The 14,871-nt window shown below is 58.7% G+C and carries 12 protein-coding genes; 5 read left to right on the top strand and 7 right to left on the bottom strand.

What is annotated here, in order from left to right:
• Positions 1-239: 239 nt before the first annotated feature.
• Together LJD29_RS08730 and LJD29_RS08725 are read right to left on the bottom strand one after the other, a co-directional pair.
• Entirely contained in the window at positions 240-833 is a 594-nt protein-coding gene (locus LJD29_RS08730; RefSeq protein WP_446745374.1) for a hypothetical protein, read from the bottom strand.
• Between the two features lie 221 nt (positions 834-1,054).
• Positions 1,055-1,435: a hypothetical protein gene (locus LJD29_RS08725; protein WP_446745373.1), complete on the bottom strand. Its 381-nt coding sequence runs from the start codon at positions 1,433-1,435 to the stop codon at positions 1,055-1,057.
• A 319-nt stretch (positions 1,436-1,754) separates the two neighbouring features.
• On the opposite strand from LJD29_RS08725, the gene LJD29_RS08720 reads away from it, so the two are divergent.
• On the top strand, positions 1,755-2,678 hold the full coding sequence (locus LJD29_RS08720) for an alpha/beta fold hydrolase (protein ID WP_446745372.1): 924 nt from the start codon (positions 1,755-1,757) through the stop codon (positions 2,676-2,678).
• A gap of 94 nt (positions 2,679-2,772) precedes the next feature.
• Here LJD29_RS08720 and LJD29_RS08715 read toward each other — a convergent pair whose 3' ends face one another.
• Positions 2,773-3,708, bottom strand: a complete 936-nt coding sequence (locus LJD29_RS08715) for an AraC family transcriptional regulator (RefSeq protein ID WP_446745371.1) — start codon at positions 3,706-3,708, stop codon at positions 2,773-2,775.
• 113 nt (positions 3,709-3,821) lie between these two features.
• Between LJD29_RS08715 and LJD29_RS08710 the strand changes: the two genes are divergently transcribed.
• The 4 genes from LJD29_RS08710 (at position 3,822) to LJD29_RS08695 (ending at position 9,648) form a co-directional block, all read left to right on the top strand.
• On the top strand, positions 3,822-4,607 hold the full coding sequence (locus LJD29_RS08710) for an enoyl-CoA hydratase/isomerase family protein (protein WP_446745370.1): 786 nt from the start codon (positions 3,822-3,824) through the stop codon (positions 4,605-4,607).
• Positions 4,608-4,891: 284 nt separating this feature from the next.
• Entirely contained in the window at positions 4,892-5,701 is an 810-nt protein-coding gene (locus LJD29_RS08705; RefSeq protein WP_446745369.1) for a CPBP family intramembrane glutamic endopeptidase, read from the top strand.
• Between the two features lie 218 nt (positions 5,702-5,919).
• Positions 5,920-8,730: a phosphoenolpyruvate carboxylase gene (locus tag LJD29_RS08700; protein WP_446745368.1), complete on the top strand. Its 2,811-nt coding sequence runs from the start codon at positions 5,920-5,922 to the stop codon at positions 8,728-8,730.
• Between the two features lie 144 nt (positions 8,731-8,874).
• Positions 8,875-9,648 (top strand): plasmid mobilization protein, encoded by a 774-nt coding sequence (locus LJD29_RS08695; RefSeq protein ID WP_446745367.1) that lies wholly within the window; start codon positions 8,875-8,877, stop codon positions 9,646-9,648.
• A gap of 6 nt (positions 9,649-9,654) precedes the next feature.
• Here LJD29_RS08695 and LJD29_RS08690 read toward each other — a convergent pair whose 3' ends face one another.
• The 4 genes from LJD29_RS08690 to LJD29_RS08675 all read right to left on the bottom strand — a co-directional run bounded on the left by LJD29_RS08690 (position 9,655) and on the right by LJD29_RS08675 (position 14,567).
• A complete protein-coding gene (locus LJD29_RS08690; protein WP_446745366.1) occupies positions 9,655-10,374 on the bottom strand; it encodes a hypothetical protein in 720 nt (239 codons plus the stop codon).
• A 73-nt stretch (positions 10,375-10,447) separates the two neighbouring features.
• Entirely contained in the window at positions 10,448-11,755 is a 1,308-nt protein-coding gene (locus LJD29_RS08685) for an MFS transporter (protein WP_446745365.1), read from the bottom strand.
• An 84-nt stretch (positions 11,756-11,839) separates the two neighbouring features.
• A complete protein-coding gene (locus LJD29_RS08680) occupies positions 11,840-13,411 on the bottom strand; it encodes a glycosyltransferase family 39 protein (protein ID WP_446745364.1) in 1,572 nt (523 codons plus the stop codon).
• A 52-nt stretch (positions 13,412-13,463) separates the two neighbouring features.
• Positions 13,464-14,567: an ABC transporter permease gene (locus tag LJD29_RS08675; RefSeq protein ID WP_446745363.1), complete on the bottom strand. Its 1,104-nt coding sequence runs from the start codon at positions 14,565-14,567 to the stop codon at positions 13,464-13,466.
• Between the last annotated feature and the right edge of the window lie 304 nt (positions 14,568-14,871).

The raw sequence follows: 14,871 nt of genomic DNA, 5'->3' as shown, positions 1-14,871 counted from the left end.
GACCTCCAACTCCGCTTTGCCGGCATACGGAGACAACTTGGATCTCTTGGAAAGAAGCAGATCAGGACAGACGCGGCGGACAGATGGAACTCAGACGCACTAAGGATGCATGGTGAGCACAGCCGAAGCGCGGCGATGGTCCTCGCAGGTTTTCCGCCGAAATCCGCATGCTGCCTCAAGCTGCAAATGCTTTAACACTCACATCACATCGGTTTAGCGCCAGCTGCGACTGACTCACTTTAGGGATACTCGTTTGAAGCACCGCTCTGGTTTGGACCTAGCGTGACACCATTCCTTGCGATATCTTCCGCTAAGTGGACGATATAGAAAAGAGCCACCGAAATACACCCTATTAAGGCAGCACCAGTCATCGGCAGCGGACGCACAAGCGCCTCCCAACGATCCTCGATAGCTTCAGCCACGGCAAAGGCCAGTAGAATGTATCCCAAGATGGCCAGTGCGCCGAACAGTGTGCGATCGAATTTCAGAAAGTTCGGAAACGCAGGCAGCACCAAGCTAAGGGCGACGAGCAGTCCGGCTAAGGTTGCCAGGAACCTCCCTCGTTTCCTCTGACTCGCCGCCCTAGTTTCCGCATCTATCTTCCACTTGATCGCGATCTTCTGCAGCGACTGGCTCAGAGCTCCTTGAATCGCATCACTCTGGTCGAGAGATGTCGGACCACCGTTTCCATTCCAATCTCCGCTGAAGATGCCGAAGATGACATTCGGCACGCCAGAAAATGCTTTCAACGCAAAATCCGAATAGGCATCCGCATAAGCCGTGTAGAACGCTGCTTGGCTTACCCACCCACGGCCTGTGGAAATGGCAGGCATTATGAGCGTGTGAGGGTGCGGATCAGCCTGCAACTCTTGAAAGAGTCGACCAAGAACGGTCCGTGTGCGCTCTTCAATGCATGAAGCTTCATGCTTGCATGTGTTCTCCGTCTCCCAAGGAACGGTCACCACATCAACAAAACCGGATATACCCTCTGATTTGGGATATGATCCTCCACTACATGGCTCAACTCGGCTGACCTCACCTGGTTGTAAGGCACTCAGAACAGACTCATCGTTGAGACCACACCCCTGCCAATAGGGCGCGTAAGCCCACCGCTCAATTGACGCTTCTCGTCCGTCGACCGGACGATGATGCGAGCGCCGCCACCGCCGAGCGCGTGCACGAAGAATTGCTGCGCGTTGGCGTCTGAGAGTCCAACGGAGAACGTCGTTGCTGTGCCTAAGCCAACCAACCGGAGTATCTCTCGGGGCCCCCGGTCATGGTCGAGAGCATCCAGAATCCCGTCGGAGAGCTTGTAGCGAAATGCTTCCGCACCCGGATCAGCCATGTCTGTCCCGTCATAGAGGACCACCTTCGGATCGCCATATCGGCTTCCGGCGCGGTAGGCCACGACGGATGCGATGATTCCAATTAACAAACACCCAAGAATAAGTATCGGACGTACGGGCCGCGAAGATTGCATAATCCCCTCGCAATCAGGTCGACTTGGTATCGCCAGCCAATATGCCACCACCTCTGGCGCTTGTCTAGCTTCAAATTCAGGCTCTGCCTTCAGTCCCGGAGGCTCTGCTTAGCCGGCATTGACGCTTCCGTGCTGGATGTGTGCCAAATCGTCAATGCACTCATCGATCCACAAAGGCGCCTGGTGAAACGCGATCCAGCTTTTACAGCTTCGCCCGATCAACTTTCGGGTCAGGCCGCCCCATCCTAACCACGACCTGAGCGATCCTTTACCGGTGTACCCGTCCTTGCAATACTTATTGCAGGGGCGGGGAATGATCACGAAGGACGCAGTTATCAGGAAGCGGCAAGCATTGTTAGAGCAGTGTCCATGGCAACCCACTCCAGGAACGAGCGGCTCAATCAACATCACAGAATGGGGACAAGGCGGTCCGGCAGTTCTAATGATTCATGGGGGAGTTCAGGGCGGCCTTGGTGGAGGGCCTGTCGATTTCGCCGGCCAACGCCCTCTCGCTGAAAAAGGCTGGCTTTTGCGCCTGCCCGATCGACCGGGCTTTGGCGAAAGTGCTTCGCGCGGTCCAGACGATCAGCTTGGTGATTCTCTCTGGGTTGCAGAGGAGTTAGGTGAAGCCTCCCACCTGATCGGTCACTCGTTCGGTGGTGCGATCGCTTTGCTCGCAGCAGCACGTCGCCCGGAAGCTGTCCGTTCACTTACCCTCATCGAGCCGGCGCTTCAGCCAATGCTCACAACGGAACCCCTGCTCTTGCTCAAGTCCGGAGTGCGAGCGGCGCTACAGATCGTTGGTGAAGCTCTCATGAAAGCGGAAACACCAGCGGGCTTTGCCGTCGCCTTTGCTGAGAGTCTCGGTACAGACGGAAACGGAGGTCCGAATCCTTCCGCGGAATTGCTTATCAAGCATCCTGAAAAAGCCGAAACCCTCGGTTGTGCCGTACTTCGCGCGAAAATCGCTATGCCTGAAGAAATGCGAAAGGCTGCGGATACGGTGGCGAAGGCAGACATACCGGTTGCGTTTGTTTCCGGTGGATACAGTGCTGGTCAGGACGCGGGTTGTGCCGAGATGGCCCGCATGATGGGAGCGAAACACGTTGTGATCCCTTCCCCGAATCACTTCATTCAGCAAACATCACCGGATGCCTTCAATGTATTTACCGACACATTTATGAGAGAAGCTGAGTAGCCAGGCTTGTATTCCTTCTTCCAGCCGGGTGCCCCATTCATGACGCAGCTTCATCGCGGCATGAGTGGGATAGCACAGGTTCCGATATGCGTATTTATGCGGAGTCGATGTCCTTGGCCGTCCGGGCAATCTCGGCGAACCGCTTTGGCGAATAGCCCTCCGCGCGAGTAAATGCTGCGCTGAAAGCGCTCGATGCCTGGAAGCCAACGGCTAACGCGATCTCTCCGATGCTGCGGCGGCCCAGCCTCAGCTCATCTTTCGCCAGAGCCATTCTCCAATGTTGCAGATATTCGATCGGTCCCATGCCTACCCGTTTTTGAAATCTTGTTGCGAAGGTAGATCGCGACACCATGGACAGTCGCGCTAATTCGGCTACCGTCCAATTCCGGCCTGGCTCGCTGTGCATGGCGGCAAGTGCGCGAGATGTGACCGAGTCTGCCAGGCCGGCAAACAGGCCAATCTGCTCTTTGCCGACGCGCAACGACTCGCCCCGAAGAATTTCAATCAGGATGAGCTCCATCAGTCGCGCGATGATGTACGCGCTGCCCGGTCCAGATGCTTCGCTTTCGTCATGATTCATCTGCATCAGGGAACGTACTCGTGAGGACGAAGTGTCCTCGGCGGCAACATGGACCAGCGGCGGCAGCATGCTCGTCAACAGGTCTTCATTTGCCGTATCGAAGTCGAATCGGCCCCCATGCAAAATCACGTCCGCTCTCTCTCTATTTCCAACAATCAGGTTGTTGCTGCCGGATCTGCTGACCTCGTCTTCAACATCGCGAGGTTGCACGTCAGCGTCGGAGGCGATCGTGAATGGTGTCGAAGCACGAAGCAAAATCAGATCGTCCTGCTTCAGGTGCAAAGGCTCGGCATGAGGAAGAATCAATTGACACTCCCCACGCGCCAGCCAGAAGAAAAGCAGATCGTCCCGCTTACGAAACGAGAACCCCCACCGCTCGGAACTCTCCAGGCGGCCCCAGGCCGTGGCTTTCGGTCGAAGCAATTGGATCAGGTCGACGAATGGGTCCATAGATATTTGGACGCCAGAATAACATTTCTGGGGTTTTCAGTATCGACCGTATGACCGGCAACGTCTATCTTCAGACTCGTGGTTGCTGGTGAATCACCAGAAAGGAAATCCCAATGAGTTCATTTCGTTTCGAACAGCACGGCTCCGTAGGCAAACTAACTCTCATAGGCGACGCGTCCGCACCCGACGCCGATTACCCCGCGAGCCTGCGTGCAAGCGTCCGGCAGGCCTACGAAAGCGACATTCGTGTCCTCCACATCTCTTCGGAGTCAGGAAACTTTGCTGTCGCAGACAATCCTGCTGTCATTCTGACCCGCGGCTCCGCGTGGCTCGAAGCGTTCGCCGCCGATGTGCTGGCCTCGTATCGCATGATCGAAGAGATGCGCGTTCCCACCGTCGCCTCCGTCTCAGGAATGGCATTGGGCGGCGGCTTCGAACTGCTGCTCTCCTGCGACTTTCTTGTGGCGGCTGAATCTTCACTCCTGCTGTTCCCGGAGGGAATGGTGGCCGGTTTGCCGCTCGCTGGCGGCATTCAACGACTTGCTGATCGCGTTGGCCGTGCGCGTGCCACCCGATTTGTGCTCCTGTCAGAACCAATTCCCGGCAAGATTGCAGGCGACCTGGGTATAGCGACGCACGTCGTTGCGGATGCCGATCTCAAAAGCACCGCAGACCAGCTGGTTCAGCGCCTCGCAACCGGCCCTACCCTCGCATACGGCAAGATGAAGGCGCTGCTTCGCGCCTGGTCATCGGGTGGCGTTGGTGCGGCCGATGGAATCAATGCGGAGGTCGCCTCGGGGCTGGCCGATAGCGAACACGGGAAGCAAGGAGCAGCGGCGGCTATCGCAGCATTGAAGAAGGGCGAGCTACCCTCATTCATCGAGTTTAAGGGTAAGTAAGAAGCAAACCCTCCAAACAAAGCCAATTTCCATTGACCTCTTAAAACGAAAGCAGCAAAGCAAATGGCGGCCCATAATTCAGGGCCGCCATTCTCGCTAAAGGACACCCGGACCGATGAGTGAAGTGGTAGCAAAAAGCCTGATAAGTCAGCTTCATCTCGGTATGAGTGGGATGTCACAGATTCCGCTATCGGCGTTTATCGTTACTTATCGTTGCCAAGTGGATCAGTTCTAGTGGGAACCTGGTAAGAACAAATACATAACACGATCAGAGCGGGGCTCAAATGAACCAAATGAAGGGCGTTCTGCGATCTTTATTGTTCTTAGCTGCGTGTCCGCTCGCGCTGATTGTCACCACGTCCTTCGTGAAGACAACTTCTTTTGCGAACACAATTAAGGTAGGCGCAATCACCTGTGCCGTAACGTATGGGCTGACCGTTCTATTTCTGCGTTGGGACGGCTGGAAATTAAGCGATGTCGGCTTGGCGCGCTCCCCAAGGACCGTGCCACGCTTATTCTTCGGCATCATGGTCGGCTCGGCGCTTGTAGCGTTTCAGGAAAGCGTGCTCTTTGCGAGTGGCCATGTTCATTGGTCTCAGCTTGGTGCTGTATTGCCGACGAAGTCCCTCTTACCTGCGTTCATAGCGTATCTCCTGCTGGCCCTGCGTGAGGAGATCGCCTTTCGCGCGTACCCGCTGAGGCGTCTTGAGTTTGAACTCGGCTTGTGGACGTCCTTAGTGATCCTCGGCATTGTCTTTACGCTAGAGCACCTGGCGGGTGGCATGTCGTGGTCACAATCCCTTTTGGGGCCGTTCATCGGTGCAATACTGTTCGGCATGGCAGCGTTGGCCACCCGTGGCATCGCCGTTCCTTTGGGAATCCATTTCGCTTTCAACTTCGGTCAGTGGCTCATGGGCCAGAAGGAAACTGCTGGGTTCTGGCAAGCAGTCATCGATCCAGCATTTCAGAAGCAGGCTGAGGCCCTTGGTTACACCGGCTATCTTTTGGGCACTCTAGCTGCGACCGTTTGTTTCTGGTTGTACTACCGGAAGCATGTTTATACGCCTATTGCTTACACAGACAGAAATGGATAACACTTGGGGCTTCTATCTTCCCCCATTCAAACACCTGTTTACCACCGCCATGGTCGCGATAAGTCGGCGTATCGCCAGTAAGTCAGACCAAGACAGCTGTTTGAGTCCATCCTCCCAGCTGACTCCTTGCGTCCCCGCCTGGAGCTCGGATTCAGGCTGCCGCCCGAAGATCCCGCCTCAGGATGCGCCCGCGCCCCGAGTCCTGCATAATCGAATGGATGCCTTCGCTATGGAAACCTGAGAATTGGGCCGAGCGCCTTGCCGAGCTGGAAGCGCGATCGGGAGACCTTAAAGAAGCGCCGTTGCGCCGGGACGTTCGCTCGCTTGGCATGCTGCTGGGCGAGGTTCTGAAGGAACAGGCCGGAACCGCGCTCTTCGAGAAAGTCGAAGAACTGCGCCAGAACGCCATTCGCCGCCGCGAGGCACAGTCCAGCGGCGAGCTGCGCGAGGCCGAGCAGCTCTTACAGCAGGCGGTGCTGGCGGCCAACATTATGCCGGTCGACCAGGCATATCAGCTGGGCCGCGCCTTTGCCCTCTACTTCGAGCTCATCAACCTGGCCGAGACCAACCATCGCAAACGCCGCCGCCTTTCCATGCAGCTCAGCGGAGACAGCGCCGTCCAGCGTGGTTCGGTCCGCGGAACGCTTCGCGCCATGCGCAAGGCAGGCATTTCAGCAGAGGAAGCGCTGCACTGGCTCCAGCAGATCTTCATCGTGCCGGTCTTCACCGCGCACCCCACAGAGATTGCCCGCCGCTCCGTGCTGACCAAGCGCCGCCGCATCGGTGATTTCCTTGAGCATCTTGACCGCATTCCGGTGCCGGACGAAGAGCTATCCGCCATTGAAGCGGCACTGATCGCCGAGATCACCGCGCTCTGGCAGACGGACGAGATCCGCAGCAGCCGCCCCAAGGTGACCGACGAGATCAAGATGGGGCTCGATTACTACGACGTCTCCATCTTTGAAACGCTGCCCAGTGTCTACATCGAAGTGTCGGCAGCTCTGAAGAGCGAATACGGCCTCGATATCGACATCAACGAGCTGCCGCTGCTGCTCGGCTTCGGCTCCTGGATCGGCGGCGACCGCGACGGCAATCCTTTCGTCGTGCCGGAGATCACGCGCACCGCCATCAGCGACGCCAAGACCCGGCTGCTGGCCTGCTACCAACGCCAGATGCAGCTGCTGATCGATCTGGTGACCACCTCGGCGCAGAAGCTGCCCATCAGCGCCGAGCTCGAAGCGCGCCTGAAATCCTATCTCGACCAGCTGCGCAGCAAGCCTTCAGAGATCTTTCCAAGCCACTTCCAGTTCGAGCTGTATCGCCGCTTCCTCGCCTGCATGCATGCCCGCCTGTTGCGCACCGCAGGCAGCAGCGTACCCGACGACGACAGCATGGAAGCCAAGCTGGGAACGCTGCCTGCCTATTGCTCGGCAGCCGAGTTCCAAGGCGACCTCGAGATCCTGCGCCGCAGCCTTGCCGAGAACAACGGCCAGCGCCTCGCGCAAACGCTCGTCGATCCCTTCATTCTGCTGGTGCGCACCTTCGGCCTGCACCTGCACACGCTCGACGTTCGCCAGCACGCCAAGATTCACAAGAAGGCTCTCGAAGAGTCGTCGGCATGGTGCGCGCAGAAGGCCGAGACGGTCCCCGCATCGCTCAGTCCTGCCAGCCAGGACGTAATCGAGACGATGCGCACCATTGCCGAGGTCAAGAGCGGCTGCAGTCCGGAGACGATTCGTCAGTACGTGATCAGCGGCGCGGCCAATGCGGGCGATGTGCTCGCCGTGCTGTGGCTGGCGCGGCTTGGCGGCGTCGATCCTGAGGGCAAGGGCGCCGATCCCGGCCTGATGCCGGTGCCGCTCTTCGAGTCCATTGAAGACCTGCAGAATGCTCCGGACGTCTGCCGCGAACTCTGGTCGATGCCCGAGTATCGCAAGCTGCTCGAAAGCTGGGGCAACACGCAAGAGGTGATGCTCGGCTACTCCGACTCAAATAAGGACGGAGGCATGCTCACCAGCACCTGGGAGATCTTCCGCGCCCATCGCGCCCTGCACGAAGTAGCCCGCGAATGCGGTGTGAAGCTGCGCCTCTTCCATGGGCGCGGCGGCACAGTTGGCCGCGGCGGCGGCCCAACCCATCGCTCCATCTACGCGCAGCCGGTCGGCGGATTCGACGGACAGATACGCATCACCGAGCAGGGCGAAGTGCTGAACTGGAAATACTCCGACGTCGTGCTCGCCGAGCGCAATCTCGAGCTGATGATTGCGGCCTCGCTCGATGCTTTGGCGCGTCCCAACGCAAAGATGTCCGATGGTCACCAGACCGGCATCCTGCTGCCCGAGTGGGAAGCGGCGCTCGACCAGATGTCGGCCTCCGCCTTTACCTTCTATCGCGAAAACATCATCGACGATCCCGACATCCTGACTTACTTCGAGACCGCAACCCCAATGGCCGAGCTCGAGCACGCCAAGATCGGCTCGCGCCCTTCGCGTCGCGGCGGCAAGGCCAGCTTCGACACCCTGCGCGCCATTCCCTGGGTCTTTGGATGGACGCAGAGCCGCCTGCTGGTTCCGGCATGGTTCGGCGTGGGGCACGCGCTTGAGGCTTACGCGAAGCAGCCGGGCGGCGAAGCGCTGCTCAAGGCGATGATGGCCGAGTTCCCGCTCTTCATCGACCTGATCCGCAACGTGGAGATGGCGCTGGCCAAGGCCGACATGGGTATCGCATCGATCTATGCGTCGCTGATTCCTGACGAGGCACTGCGCGAGCGCGTCTTCGCAAAGTTCAAGGACGAGTTCGAGCGTACGCTGCGCATGGTTCTTGTCGTTACCGGCCAGAACGGACTGCTCGAGAAAAACCAGGTGCTCGCGCGCTCCATTCGCGTGCGCAACCCCTATGTCGACCCCATGAGCCTGCTCCAGGTAGACCTGCTGCGCCGCAAGCGCGCAGGCGAGGACACGCCGGAGGTCAATCGCGCGATTGCCGGAACCATCAACGGCATCTCGGCCGGACTCCGCAATACCGGTTGACCGCATTGCCGGGCAAGCATTCCGGAAACGGTGCTGGTCCGGCCACGCGATTCCATAATGGTTTCAGCATCACGCCAAGGCCGCAGATTCTTCTCGCGGCCTTTGTGCTGCGATCTATGCTCGGCGCATGAAGGAGCTTTCGCCATGCCACCCGTACAATCGCCCGCCCAATCCATGACCAGCCCACAGTCCTTTCCGCCAACTTCCGAAGCGCTGGATGCCGTTCTCGGCCGCTTTCAGGCCTGGACCTCGTCCCGCAAAGCCGCAGGAGATGAGGTCCGCCAGCTTTCCTACGAGGAGGCAGTGAAGTCGACGCAACGGCGCTTCCAGGCTGCGAAGGCGCCGGCTACGCGCGGCAAGTTGAAGGCCGAGCCGGGAGTGCTCCCGGTCGCGATTCCGTCACCGGCTTCTGTCACCGAGAAAGAAGTTCCTTCGAAGCACCCCAAAAAACCAGCCCCCGTGGCGAAGAAAACCCAGCAGGCCGCACCGGAGAAAGGCGAGACCAGGCAGGCCCGCAAACCTCTCGCGGCAAAACCCGAGATCGAATTCCGCAAGGTGTTAGCCGAGACCGTTGCGCCGCAACCGGCAACCGCCGCTATGACCCACAGGCGCCAACCGGAATCCGCTCGCCAAGTCTCGTTATCGCTGCGCCTCGCTCCGGCAGAGCAGGCGATGATCCGCGCGCGCGCCTCGGCCGCTGGCATCTCGACCTCAGCCTATTTGCGGCAGTGCGCCCTTGAAGTCGAACAGTTACGGGAACAGATGAGGCACACGCTCGCGCTCATCGGGCAGGGTGCGGCCCTGGCGGTTTCAAACAGCCAGGCAGCGGTGCAGACACCCTCACCGGGTTTTCTCGAACGACTGAAGCGGGTTTTTCTGGGAGGGAAGCAGGCGCGCAACCTGTCGCTGCGCGCCTAGAGATGGCTACTGCTTTTTGACGTCAGTCGCCTTATCGTTCTGGAAGGTTACAGACCACTTCGCGCCGTTTTGGTCGTAGGTTACAGTGCGGTTGCCGTACGAGGACGAATCCGACTGCTGCAGGACGCCGAGCGCCATTGCCGTCTGCAGTTCGCTCATGCCCTGCTTCGCCTCGTGCTTGTCGATGGACTGCCATACGTCGGCGGGCCAGTGCTTGTAGAGCGTATGTGGATCGTCGTAGTAGAAGATCTGGTCGCAGTTGTAGGTCGAGTCGGTTCCCTGAACCGAGCCGATGGCCACGGCGTACTGCTTCGTGTCGTTCGGCATGGTAAAGACCGCAAGGATCTGCTTGTCTCCCACCGGCGTATGGCTCATCAGGCTGGCGGGGGCTTTTGCTTCCGTGATCTGCTTGATCTCAATGGGCTGCGCACCGGGCAGCATGCCCACCTTATGCGCGTAGTCCACGTGTCCCGCGTAAGGGTAATACTCAAGCTCGTAACCGGCCTGTATCCAGACCGTCTTGCCAACCAGCGCCTTCGCCGACTTCATATCGTCGATGTACATCTTGCGCGGAGAGACCACGTCGTCGTCAGTCAGCTTGCGCTCCACGCGTTGCGGCTTCTGCACACCGGCATCCTGGCGTTCGCGCCATAGCAGGAAAATACGTACGCCTGCAATCAGCAGGACGAGCAGGGTCAGAAGTCCAATCTTCTGCCAGTTCTTCATTGGCAAATCCCTTTCGAAAAATATTCAGACTATGGCTTGGATGCGAGCGGGTTGTAATTCCAGGTAGGTTCCCTTAAATCTGGTCTTCCTGCACCCGCAAGCCGCCCGGCTGCTCCCTGGCAGAGAGCAGCGTTTCGGCGTCGAGCCTGTCGACCTCCCGCAATTTGGGAAAGAGGACGCTCCAGAGGCCGGTTACAGTCATCGAACAGATACCGCCGAGCACAACCGCACGCACCGCGCCCCACCACTGCGCGGTGAGGCCGCTTTCAAACTCGCCGAACTCGTTCGACGCTCCAAGAAAGAGAGAATTGACCGCGCTGACGCGTCCACGCATCTCGGGCGGAGTGCCAAGCTGGAGCAGGGACGACCGGACAACCACGCTGACCATGTCCGACGCTCCCACCACGAATAGCGCGAGCATCGAGAGAGGCAGGCTTTTCGAGAGGCCGAAGAGCACCGTCGCCGCTCCAAAGATGCCCACACAGGTAAACATCAACGCACCCGCACGCCGCCGGATCGGCTTCCAGGTCAGCGTGAACGATACAAGCAGCGCACCGATAGCAGGCGCGGCCCGAAGCATGCCCAGGCCGCGCGGCCCTGCATGGAGAATGTCCTGGGCAAAGATCGGCATCAGCGACGTTGCGCCGCCCAGCAGCACCGCAAACAGATCGAGGGAAATCGATCCCAGCAGAATCGGTGTGCTCGAGACATATCGGATGCCCGCGAGAATCACCTCCGTCGAGAGCTCGCGATGCTCCATGCGTCCAGGACGCACGGTGAGCTTCAGCATAAGAGCCACAAACCAGATCAGCGTCAGGATGGTGAAGAGATAAACGATCGGCGCCCCGGCCAGCCGCGAGTGCAGCGGCAGGGTAAAAAGAACGCCGCCCAGCGCCGGACCGCTGATATTCGCGATCTGGAAGATGGTTGCGCCCCAGGTGACCGCGTTAACGAAATCCTCCTTGGGCACAAGATGGGGAATGAGCGCGGTACTCGCCGGGCCGCTGAAGGCGCGTCCCACGCCGATCAGGAACAGGACGGTGTAGACCGGCCAGATCCGGGTGAGCCCATGCCAGGCGAAAAGAAACAAAATCAGCGTGCAGACGCACTGCAGCGAATAGCAGAGGATGATGACGCGGCGGCGATCGAAGCGATCCGCCGCGTGGCCCGCAGGCAGCAGAAAGAGCAGCCCCGGCAGGAACAGCGCGAGGCCGGTATATCCGAGATCGATGGCCTTGTGCGTTATCTGGTAGACCTGCCAGGCGACGGCAAGGGCCTGCGCCTCGGCACCGATGATGACCATCACTCGAGCCAGCTGATAGAGACGGAAGTCGCTTGAGAGAAAGGCGGCTGCGGCCTTACTTGGAGGTCGGTCGGGCATTCCTGACTTGTTTATACCGTTGGCCGGCGCAGTTTGTCAGGTTCCAAAAGTTGCCTGTCCCACCGGTGCCGGCCCGATTCGGAACTACCGATCGTCACTTCCGCCCTCGCCGTTATCGTCTTCCTGGGTACGAATATCCTTCACCGGCTGGCCGGGAACGATGGGATGAAGCTTGTAAAGCACCAGGTGATTGCGGTCCTCGTCGTCAAATGCCCGGAAGGCTGCCACCTGCTCAAGAAAATAGCCGGTGTGAATGTCTTCGAGCGTGCCCGGATCCAGTTCATTCCACGCCGCATACCAGCCGGGCTGGTAGTGAGCCACCCGATCGGGCAGATCCCAGGTCCCGAAATCATCGCAGATCGCCGGCAGGTGGGTAAGCAGGGTAATCTCGTCGCCGCTTATAGAAAGCAGCAACCGGTTGCCATTGGGATGCTGGTCGATATAGTCGGTCAGTCGACGAGCCGCGGTAACCCAGGTGTATTGGGGATGCCGGTTCCAGTAAACGACCTCGCGAAGATTAAGGACAGCTATAACCAGCCCGGCAACAGCAGCCGACGTGACAAGCCAGCGGCTCAAGGGGCGGCCTTTTGCCGAATCAGCGATCGCCTGCACCGCCAGAACCACGGCAAAGACCATCGGATACGCCAGCACCTCGTAGTAGCGGGGCTGCATGTTGTTGTGCCAGCCGATGAAGAAGACGAATCCGCCCACACCCAGGGCTGACGCGATCAGCAATGGATTGCGGAAGAAAGACCGTCCTGCAAAAACGGCCAGCCCCAGCAATACCAACACCAATCCACAGAGACGATAGTCGATCCAGAGCAAGCCATGGACCGCATACCAGAACGCTGCGAGATACCCGCGCAGCCCGACAGGGTTTTGCCATTCGTTCGCGGTAAACAGGTATTCGTAGTCCGTGAGGTAACGAGGACGCACAAAACTCAGGTAGTAGACGGTAAAGGGCACGACCGCCACAACCAGCGTTACCGACAGTGCGCGAAGACTTTCGCCTGTCTTTTTTCCACAGGAGTTCCACAGCAGGAAAACGATGGATGGCAGCAGAAAAATGGCTGTTGTCTTGGTCAGGATCATGAGGCAGACCAGCAGGCCAAGACCGCTCAGAGCCCCTATACGCGCCCGTGGCCTCGACGGCTCCGGAAGCCGTAAACAGACCAGCATCGACGCCAGCCAGAACGTCGTGAGCAGGGGCTCGAGAATCGCAAGCCGGCTGAACGCGTAGAGAAAAGCGCTGGTCGCGAGCAGGGTAACTGCCAGCGCCGCCCATAAGCGGCTAACCTGAGTGCGCACAACAAGATAAGCGAGCCAAAGGTTGGCCGCGAATACCGCAAGGATCAGGCAACGGGCGGCAACGACACTCACCCCGGTGAAGTGGAAAAGTACCAGTTCGAGGAAGGGGAAAACCGGCAGCGCTACCGACGGATTGAAGTCCCCCTCGACTCTCCAGTGGCCGAGCACGTAGTGCTCGATGGCGGCTTTTCCATACCAGCCTTCATCCGTGTACTTCGAATAATCCATCCACGGTGAGAAGTTGGGGAAGTCGGCGCGCAGATGCACCACGTGGAGCGCAAACAGGACAACAATGGCCGCGATCCACAGCCAGAAAAGGGACTGCCGAAGGAGAAGACTCTGCTTCATCAAAACTCAGCGTGCCTCTTTCGAAGCGGAATGATTTTTCGATGCCCGCAGACTAATCGTAGGCCAGAGCGTCAATGGGATCCTTGCGCGCTGCTTTCCACGCCGGATAAATAGCTCCGAGAAGCGCACCGACGAAGGCAATCACTGCGCCACGCAGCCGCCATTCCATGGTGACCGGAAAAGGCAGCGTCGGAAAACGGTAAGAGAGGATAAGGCGCAGGGCTTCGGTGAAAAGAATGCCCACAATGATCCCGACAATGGCGATCATTCCCGTCTCACGCAGCACCACGTTGACGATGTAGGTCTTCGAGGCTCCCATCGACTTCAAGATGCCAATCTCGCGCGTACGCTCAAGCACGGCGGTGTACATCGACTGGAAGATCACCAGGAAACCGACGATGGTGGCGATGGCGATGACCACGTTCAGGGCGATGTTGAAGCCGGGAAGGTGCTCAGGAGTCATCAGCGACGTCCATTCCTGGATGGTCTGCACCTGGTAGAGCGCCAGGCCGGGCGTGGATTTGATCTCCTGACGGATCAGATCCTGGTTCTTGAGATCGTCACTCTTGATGTAGAAGAGGGTCGCATTGTCGGGTGTGCCGAGCAGCGAGCCAAGCGTACGAATCGGCAGGAAGACGCGTCCTCCCTTGCCATGCTGCACGATGCCGCAGATCCGGAAGGGATGGTTCAGCACCTGCACGGTCGCTCCGAGGGTCCGTCCGGGCTTGGAGCGTGCGTAAAGCTCGTCGACGATGACGTCCTTCGGACCGGTAAAGGGGCCGCCTTCTAGGAATTCGAAAGGCCGGAGGGCGTTATAGCTCTCAAAGTCGATACCCCACAGGGTTTCGACGCCGCCGGCAATATTCAGGTCCGCGATCGCCGGAGCTGCTACCTGCACGTGGGGCAGCTTGCGCAACACCTCGGCGATTTTAGCCGGGACCGGCGCGCCGCCGATAGAGGAGATGAAGCTGGCGTTCGGGGGGCGGACAATAATGTCTCCACCGATGCCATTGGTCTGTTCGCTGGCTCCGGAGACCTTACCCACCATGATGGCGACGATCGACAGGATCATGACCACTTCGATCGCGACGGCAACGACGCTAATTGCGGTGCGCAGGGGACGATGAAGGATGTTGCCGATAACCAGCTTATTCATAAGACATTTTTATGATGCTTTCGGCCGGAAGTTGGCTATTTTCAGGCCTCCTTTCCCGCATCGAAAACATTCTTAGCTGAGTGTAACAAAGCGAAATTATCGCCCAGAAAATTGATCTGTAAGGGTTGTCATCGACGCTGTGCCCGTCTCATCATGGGACAAGGGCCCGGAAAAGCAGCAAAAAGTAACGTGCAAACAGGCAATTGAGCCGAAAAATTGCAAAATTCTTTTGACTGAGCTGATCTGGTGGCTTTATGGTTGGCTTTAAACCTAGGACCCACTGCAGTTTAGCCGAAATTGATAT

This window comes from Silvibacterium acidisoli (assembly GCA_022870745.1).
Classification (GTDB): Bacteria; Acidobacteriota; Terriglobia; order Terriglobales; family Acidobacteriaceae; genus Silvibacterium.
This window is presented reverse-complemented; position numbering and strand designations above follow the sequence as displayed.

What these genes read in the sequence shown, in the direction of transcription:
- LJD29_RS08730 (WP_446745374.1), bottom strand. Translation starts at nt 833, where the DNA reads ATGCCTGCCATTTCCACAGGCCGTGGGTGGGTAAGCCAAGCAGCGTTC.
- LJD29_RS08715 (WP_446745371.1), bottom strand. Translation starts at nt 3,708, where the DNA reads ATGGACCCATTCGTCGACCTGATCCAATTGCTTCGACCGAAAGCCACG.
- LJD29_RS08710 (WP_446745370.1), top strand. Translation starts at nt 3,822, where the DNA reads ATGAGTTCATTTCGTTTCGAACAGCACGGCTCCGTAGGCAAACTAACT.
- LJD29_RS08705 (WP_446745369.1), top strand. Translation starts at nt 4,892, where the DNA reads ATGAACCAAATGAAGGGCGTTCTGCGATCTTTATTGTTCTTAGCTGCG.
- LJD29_RS08700 (WP_446745368.1), top strand. Translation starts at nt 5,920, where the DNA reads ATGCCTTCGCTATGGAAACCTGAGAATTGGGCCGAGCGCCTTGCCGAG.
- LJD29_RS08695 (WP_446745367.1), top strand. Translation starts at nt 8,875, where the DNA reads ATGCCACCCGTACAATCGCCCGCCCAATCCATGACCAGCCCACAGTCC.
- LJD29_RS08690 (WP_446745366.1), bottom strand. Translation starts at nt 10,374, where the DNA reads ATGAAGAACTGGCAGAAGATTGGACTTCTGACCCTGCTCGTCCTGCTG.
- LJD29_RS08685 (WP_446745365.1), bottom strand. Translation starts at nt 11,755, where the DNA reads ATGCCCGACCGACCTCCAAGTAAGGCCGCAGCCGCCTTTCTCTCAAGC.
- LJD29_RS08680 (WP_446745364.1), bottom strand. Translation starts at nt 13,411, where the DNA reads ATGAAGCAGAGTCTTCTCCTTCGGCAGTCCCTTTTCTGGCTGTGGATC.
- LJD29_RS08675 (WP_446745363.1), bottom strand. Translation starts at nt 14,567, where the DNA reads ATGAATAAGCTGGTTATCGGCAACATCCTTCATCGTCCCCTGCGCACC.